General features: G+C 44.7%; 5 protein-coding genes. 4 read left to right on the top strand and 1 reads right to left on the bottom strand.

Annotation, left to right across the window (positions count from 1 at the left end):
• On the bottom strand, positions 1 to 617 hold a 617-nt coding region (locus IQR33_RS11030), incomplete at its 3' end, for a helix-turn-helix domain-containing protein (RefSeq protein WP_193843699.1).
• A gap of 870 nt (positions 618 to 1,487) precedes the next feature.
• On the opposite strand from IQR33_RS11030, the gene IQR33_RS11025 reads away from it, so the two are divergent.
• From IQR33_RS11025 to IQR33_RS11010, 4 genes are all read left to right on the top strand, one after another.
• Positions 1,488 to 2,786 carry a hypothetical protein gene (locus tag IQR33_RS11025; protein WP_054576104.1) on the top strand — a complete coding sequence of 433 codons (1,299 nt, stop codon included), beginning with the start codon at positions 1,488 to 1,490 and terminating at the stop codon, positions 2,784 to 2,786.
• Positions 2,787 to 2,793: 7 nt separating this feature from the next.
• Complete coding sequence (locus IQR33_RS11020; RefSeq protein WP_224721233.1) at positions 2,794 to 3,741, top strand: formyltransferase family protein; 948 nt, start codon at positions 2,794 to 2,796, stop codon at positions 3,739 to 3,741.
• A gap of 146 nt (positions 3,742 to 3,887) precedes the next feature.
• Entirely contained in the window at positions 3,888 to 4,502 is a 615-nt protein-coding gene (locus IQR33_RS11015) for a phage tail protein (RefSeq protein ID WP_193837929.1), read from the top strand.
• A 120-nt stretch (positions 4,503 to 4,622) separates the two neighbouring features.
• A partial coding sequence (locus IQR33_RS11010) for an Ig-like domain-containing protein (RefSeq protein ID WP_228013857.1) occupies positions 4,623 to 6,737 on the top strand: 2,115 nt, incomplete at its 3' end.

The following is a 6,737-nucleotide window of genomic DNA, read 5'->3' as shown; positions in this document are numbered from 1 at the left end:
TTGGACGAGATAAAGCAAGGACAAGCAGCTATTTCTCCCCAAGGGATTTTAACTAGGATTTCATTGATTGGGGTTATCGCATTCGGATGTTCCGATAGCTCAGTGATTCGATGCATGTATTTCACATTGATAAAAGACCGAATCGAAGCCGAAAGAGCAACCTTTAATTGAAGGGCTAGTTGTCGAATTCGCTCAAAAATATATTCGTCCGATTCCTGTAAAGACCAAGTAAGAACAAACGTTCGGTTTTGTATTATGGGTGTAGTGTTTTGGCTGAGAAGTAAGGTTTGCAGAGCCTTTGCGGTCAAATCACACTTTGCTTCGATTGCAAAAATAAAAAAATATGGTGGTGATGAAGATACATTTGTAAATAATGGTTCTGAGGCCCGATCTATTAAAAGGTCCTCTACGGGGACAGAAAAGTATTCCGCGAGATTGGATGCGGTACGATACAGCACATTCGCCCCAGACTCTGCTCGCTTTATAGAAGCAATAGATACGACAAAACCCTGTTGAAAGCATTCTTCCGCCAGTTTTTCTTGGCTCAGTCCTAATTTCTTTCTCAGTTCTTTGAGTCGTAATACGTTGAGTTGAATTCTTCCATCCCTATTTGCCATATTTCACTCCGTTGTAACGTATAGCTTTTCCCAGTAAACCTGAATCGATTGGATATGTTGAGTGAATAAATTTATCTTATTTCACCACATATATAATACTAGTAGTTAAAATGTTATATACGAAAATGAAATGGGCATTTTAATCTTCAAACCACCTTAATTCATTGTTATATTAGTGGTGTTTTTTTATTAATAATTTTGATATTTATTTTTGTGAGTTCATGTTTTTCTTAATAAGTTTTTTGAAATATCTTTAAACTTATATCTTTTAAAAGATTGCACACCTTAAACTTATATTGGACGGCATTAAGCTTTAAAAATTAAATCCTTTAATTTTAGAGATATAAATTGACAATCTTATTTTTAGTGTTTTTTTTGATCTCTATTCTGGCTAACTAATTTTTTCTAGTCTATAAATCAAATATCGGCAATTTCAAAATAACTGCCGACAAAATTATTTTAATTTCAATATTATAAATAGTTGGCTTTATACAATGGATATTGGCTTTTTCTGCCTGTTAAATGGCTCTCATATTACACCACACTTGAGTGCCGCGCTTACCTCTATTAAGGAGACTGCGTGGCTGCCATATGTCAAACGATCTTGTCATCGAGGGGATTGGCAAGCGCTTGCCTTAGAAGAATCATATCGAAAGGCCTATTACCCTAACTATTTACTACTCTCTGAATTTACAGGATTGGAACTGTTTTTATCTCAATTTTTCTGCCCAATTTTGTCAGTACGGTTTATGAAATTAGATCCGTGAGCTCAGATATTATAACGCCGAGCTTATGGCGTATGTTTTTCTCAAGTACAGGCTTGTTTACATCATTCACTACTGCTAAAGCGGCAATTGAGGTTCATGAATTATGCAAAAGGGCTCACCTATAGAATTCTACCAGCAACGTCCTCAATCTCGTGAGACGATCGGTGTTGAAGAAGTGCAGCAACAAACTCAACAGTTTGGTTTTGCTGAACCCGAAATGGATGAGCTGCTTAAGTACTCATTACGGACTCAACTTGAGGCTATGCTCCAAACCCAACTCAGCACGGCTGAACGCCGACGACAACTGAAAGAGAGTTTCGCTGCGGCAGTTGAGCTCGTATTGAAGGAGACGAAAGTTGAGCACCGAACACTGGTGCAAGCCTTTCAGACCATGTATGGCAACGCTTGCCAATCTCTTTCTCTGGCTAAACTCACTCAAGAGGAACTGACCCGACAGTACATTTCCACGTCTGGGCTGGTGATGTCCCCACTTAACTGTAAACACACCATCAAAGATGTGTACCGAATTAAAGGCTTTGCGTGTGGTATAAACAAAGCTATCCAACATATGCTTGCCAACAAGTCACAGGTTAAAGTGCTTTATCCAGCTTGCGGCCCCTTTGCACCATTGCTGCTGCCTTTACTTGCTCACTACAAACAAAGTGATCGAATTAGCGCAGAGCAGCTTCAGGTGACACTAGTAGATATTCACCCCGGAGCCATTAAAGCACTCAATCAATTGATCGCGGATCTCGATATCGCAGACTACATTGAAGCCTTAGTGGAAGAAGATGCTACCCAATTTTCGCCAACTCAAACGTTTGATCTCCTGATACTTGAAGCGATGCAGCATGGCTTTAGTCGGGAAGGGTTCCTCAGCATCGCGAAACATTTGGTTCAATATTTACATATTCAAGGCGAAATGATCCCCAATCAGGTATCTGTGCGCGCCATGATGGTCATCGGGGAGACGGAATTTAATCAACAATGGGAAAAAGCAGAGTATGCACATTCCAACCATTGCCAGCCGGAAGCGATCGATGATCGAATTGATCTGGGAGAAATTCTTAACGTCAATAAAGCCATGTTGCTCAGAAGCGAGATTTTTGAGCTAGATGGTGGAATAAAAATGCTGCAAGGCAACACCATTGAGCTGCCGAAAGATGTGCCAGATATGGCAAAACGTATCCTCGCCATTTACAGCCATATCGATACTTACGGAGATGCGATGGTCGGACAATACGACTCTGGTATTACCCATCCTAAACCCGACATGACTTTTTATGTGGATGCCAAGCCCAAAGCTGTTGAACACCATTACTTTGAAGCGAAGGGAGGGGATAAGGTCAGTTTCTATTATCAGTTAACCGGATTGCCAGGTTTTGTCGCCACCCATGGATGATTTCGATATGCAGCAAAAATACGTCGTTTTTACAGGAAGTTGTTACGCCTTGCCCATCATTCAGTTGTTGGCACAACAGCATAAATTGGCGGGCGTGGTAGTACCGGAAGGAGAACTAAATCCTGACTTACAGCAGCTACAGAGCTATCTGAGCGCTCAATCGATTCATATTGCTCAGTATACCGCCAATGACAGCAGTGCTTTGATAGCGCAACTCGATGTTTGGCGAGTCACGGATGGCGTTATCTATTTGTTCAGGCACATAGTTCATTCCTCGCTGTGTCAGTTTTTCAACGGAAACTTGTACAACATTCATCCGGGAAAGCTGCCCGAGTATCGAGGCCCGATGCCTCTCTATTGGCAATTAAGAGAGGGTTTAGACACCTTTAGCCTCACCCTGCATCGTCTTGAGGCATCGGCTGATTCCGGCGCTATAGGAATGGAGTTAGAGGTACCATTTCACCCGTTTGAGACCTTAACCAGTGCTCAGCAAAAAGCGTCACAAATGACGGCTAAGCTGATGTATGACTTCCTCATCGCGCAACAAAAGCAAGGGCTGGTTTGGCGTGAACAAGTATCAAACCCCAACGAAGTGGCACGAGCAGTAAACCAACATGATCTGCACCTTCGTTGGAACGTGCAAACGAGTCGCGAAATCGTCAACTTAGTGCGAGCAGGCAATCATGACTTCGGTGGTGCGATGTTGAGCTTGCCAAGTGGTGTCGCCAATGTTTTGCAAGCAAGCGCAATGGAGACTTCTTTAGTCGGTGTTGAGGCGGGGAGAATTCTCGAGATCAGCCCACAACATGGGTTACAAGTGAAAACGTTAGATAGCGCCATATCAATAGATGTTATTGCTACACCGCAAGGCGTGTTTTCGGGTTATCGCTATGCGCAAATGGCTGGGCTAGATGCTGGGATGTCATTGCTCCAGCACGCTTCTGCTTGTGAGTAAATAAATATCTCAATACGGCTCTTTGCGGCAGTGATGAAGCCCGTAACGGTATTTAGTAATGCGAGATTGGAAAGTTTTAACCAACCACACCAATTTCGTTATGGGCTGGTTTTAACTTAAGTGTATACGTTGAAAGGAAGAACAGTATGGCTACAGAACCGTATCTTGGGACACTAACCGCATTTGGTGGCAATTTTGCAATTAGAAATTGGGCAATGTGCTCGGGGCAAATGCAGGCAATTGAAGATAATCCAGCGCTCTTCTCTCTAGTTAGCACTCTATACGGAGGTGACGCCCGAACTACCTTTGGTTTACCTGATTTGCGTGGCCGCAGTCCAGTTGGTGTAGGCACACGACCTGGGGGGATGGATTATCATCAGGGAGAAAGATTGGGTACTGAACTGGTAACTATTGATATAACTCAAATGCCAGCACACTTACATACGGCAATTTTTACCCCTCTTGGCACTTCTGCACCTGTAACAGGCAGGATGAAGGTTGCTACCAATGCTGCAAATACACAGGTACCCGATAGTAATTCGTATATAGCGCAAAACTCTACCCCCGGGTTCTATAAACCGACGTTTCAGCAACCAGATTTGACCGAGATCGAAGGCTTAAGTGTGTCTGATGGTGGCTCGGGCGGAGGTACTGTAGCTGTGACTGAAACAGGCGGTTCAATGCCACTTAATATTTTGAGCCCGGTATTGCCGATTAATTGGTTAATTGCCACTGCGGGAGTATACCCACCACGCAGCTAATCAACCAAGAAAGAATTGGCTGAAACTATCGCTAATCCTTTCCTATAAAAAAATTAAACATTTAAGTTGATTATGATAACCCGGCTATGTTGATAAGGCCGTCATCTTCAGGAGAGGAAAATGAGATTACGTCGTCAGGTAGCGATCGCAATTACAACAGCATGGGTGTCCTCAGCGTTTTTTTCCGGTGAAGCCTGGGCTGCACAGCAAACGATTAACTACTCTAATGGTTCAGGTTCCAGTTTTAGTGAGGTGGAGACCGGCGTCACTGGGGGTATGCCCTCGGTCACTCTTACCAATGCAGGTGCTGTGTCTATGGTATTAGATGCCGGCAATAGCACTGATAGCACTCCGTTTACTGGCCTAAATGACCTCGGATTTGTAGCTGGTGTTCTTTACTCAAATACCATGATTAATGAGTTCAACAATCGTGGCTTCCGCTTTTTTGAGAAATCAAGTACTAACTTCAGTTTCGACGAAATTACCTTTATGCAGGGGTCGGCGCGAGACTCAGATAAAACGTATCAACTTGTGTTAACTGGCTTCTCTAATGATACTCAAACAGTGACCGAAACTGTCACCTTGCCAAAAGGTGGTGAAGCAAACTCAGGGTTACAGGACTTGTTTACCCTGACCCGTGGTACAGATTTTAATGATTCGGCATGGCAGGACGTTGATACAGTGACTATGGCGTTTACCCGAAGTCCGGGTGCTGACTCTCGTTATCTTATCAGAAGTATCAAGATTGATGAAGCTGCGGTTTCAGACTCTACCGCGCCTACTTTTGTCAGTGCGAGCTCAACCCCCACTGATGATGCAACCAATGTTTCTGTTAGCAACAACATCGAGATTGCCTTCGATGAAAATATTGAGCTGAAGAGCGGCAATATTACCATTCGTAATGTTACCGACAGTCGCGACTTTGAAGTATTTAATGTTGCCACCGAAAGCGATGGCAAAACAACATCACCAGGCGCTGGTCGCATCAGTGTTACCAACAATAAAGTTTACTTAAACCCAACCAGTGATCTGGCAGGGAACCGGACCTACGCCATTCATATTGAATCCAGTGCCGTGGCTGACAGCGCAAATAATAGCTTCGCTGGGATCAGCGATGATGCCACATTTAACTTTACGACAGTCGATACTACGCCAAATGCGCCATCTACACCCGATTTAGATGCTAGTTCGGATACCGGGTCATTAAATACTGATAATATTACCAGTGACACTACACCAACGTTTAGTGGGACTTCTGAGAGTGGATCGATCGTTACTTTATACAGTGATCAAGTCGGTGGAGGTGCAACGGTTATTGGCACAGGCACTGCTACTGGAGGAAACTGGCAGATAACAACCAATGAGTTGGCGTCTGGTATTACACATGCAATAAGTGCTAAAGCGTCTGATAGCGATGATAATGTTAGCTCGGCATCCAACGCGTTAAGTGTCACCATTGATACAATAGCACCATCCGTAGTGAGCATTACCACGCCGATTGAGGCTGACAGTATCGTCAACGCTGCAGAAGACAACGATGTGTTGATCGCTGGCTCCGGCGCGGAAGCAGGCAACAGCGTGACCGTGACTATCACAGACAATAACAGCTCTGTCAGTCGTACGGTGACGGCCGACAACTCAGGCAACTGGACGCTGAGCGGCAGCGAGCTGGATGTCAGTGGCCTGAACAATGGCACCCTGACGGTGTCTGCAACCCAAGCAGATATAGCAGGTAATATCTCCACCGCAGCTAGCCAGAGTGTTACCCTAGACAATGCAGCCCCATCAGCAGTGACCATCACCACGCCGATTGAAACCGATGGTATTGTCAATGCGGCAGAAGACAACGACGTACTGATTGCTGGCTCCGGCGCGGAAGTAGGCAACAGCGTGACCGTGACTATCACGGACAATAACAGTTCTGTCAGTCGTACGGTGACGGCCGATAACTCAGGCAACTGGACGTTGAGCGGCAGTGAGCTTGATGTAAGTGCGTTTAACAACGGCACCCTGACTGTGTCTGCAACCCAAGCAGATATAGCAGGTAATACTTCTACCGCAGCCACCCAGAGTATTACTCTGGACAATGCAGACCCATCTGCTGTAATCATCAATACGCCGATTGAAACTGATGGGGTCGTCAATGCGGCAGAAGACAACGACGTACTGATCGCTGGCTTCAGTGCGGAAGCAGGCAATAGCGTGACCGTGACTATCACGGACAATAACAGCTCT

Origin of the sequence: Vibrio sp. OPT46 (assembly GCF_015163535.1) — a bacterium.
Lineage (GTDB): Bacteria > Pseudomonadota > Gammaproteobacteria > Enterobacterales > Vibrionaceae > Vibrio > Vibrio alginolyticus.
Note: the sequence above shows the minus strand (reverse complement) of the source record. Positions and strands in the feature narration are given on the sequence as shown.

Coding starts and splice junctions, on each gene's coding strand:
- IQR33_RS11025 (WP_054576104.1), top strand. CDS start 1,488: ATGCAAAAGGGCTCACCTATAGAATTCTACCAGCAACGTCCTCAATCT.
- IQR33_RS11020 (WP_224721233.1), top strand. CDS start 2,794: ATGCAGCAAAAATACGTCGTTTTTACAGGAAGTTGTTACGCCTTGCCC.
- IQR33_RS11015 (WP_193837929.1), top strand. CDS start 3,888: ATGGCTACAGAACCGTATCTTGGGACACTAACCGCATTTGGTGGCAAT.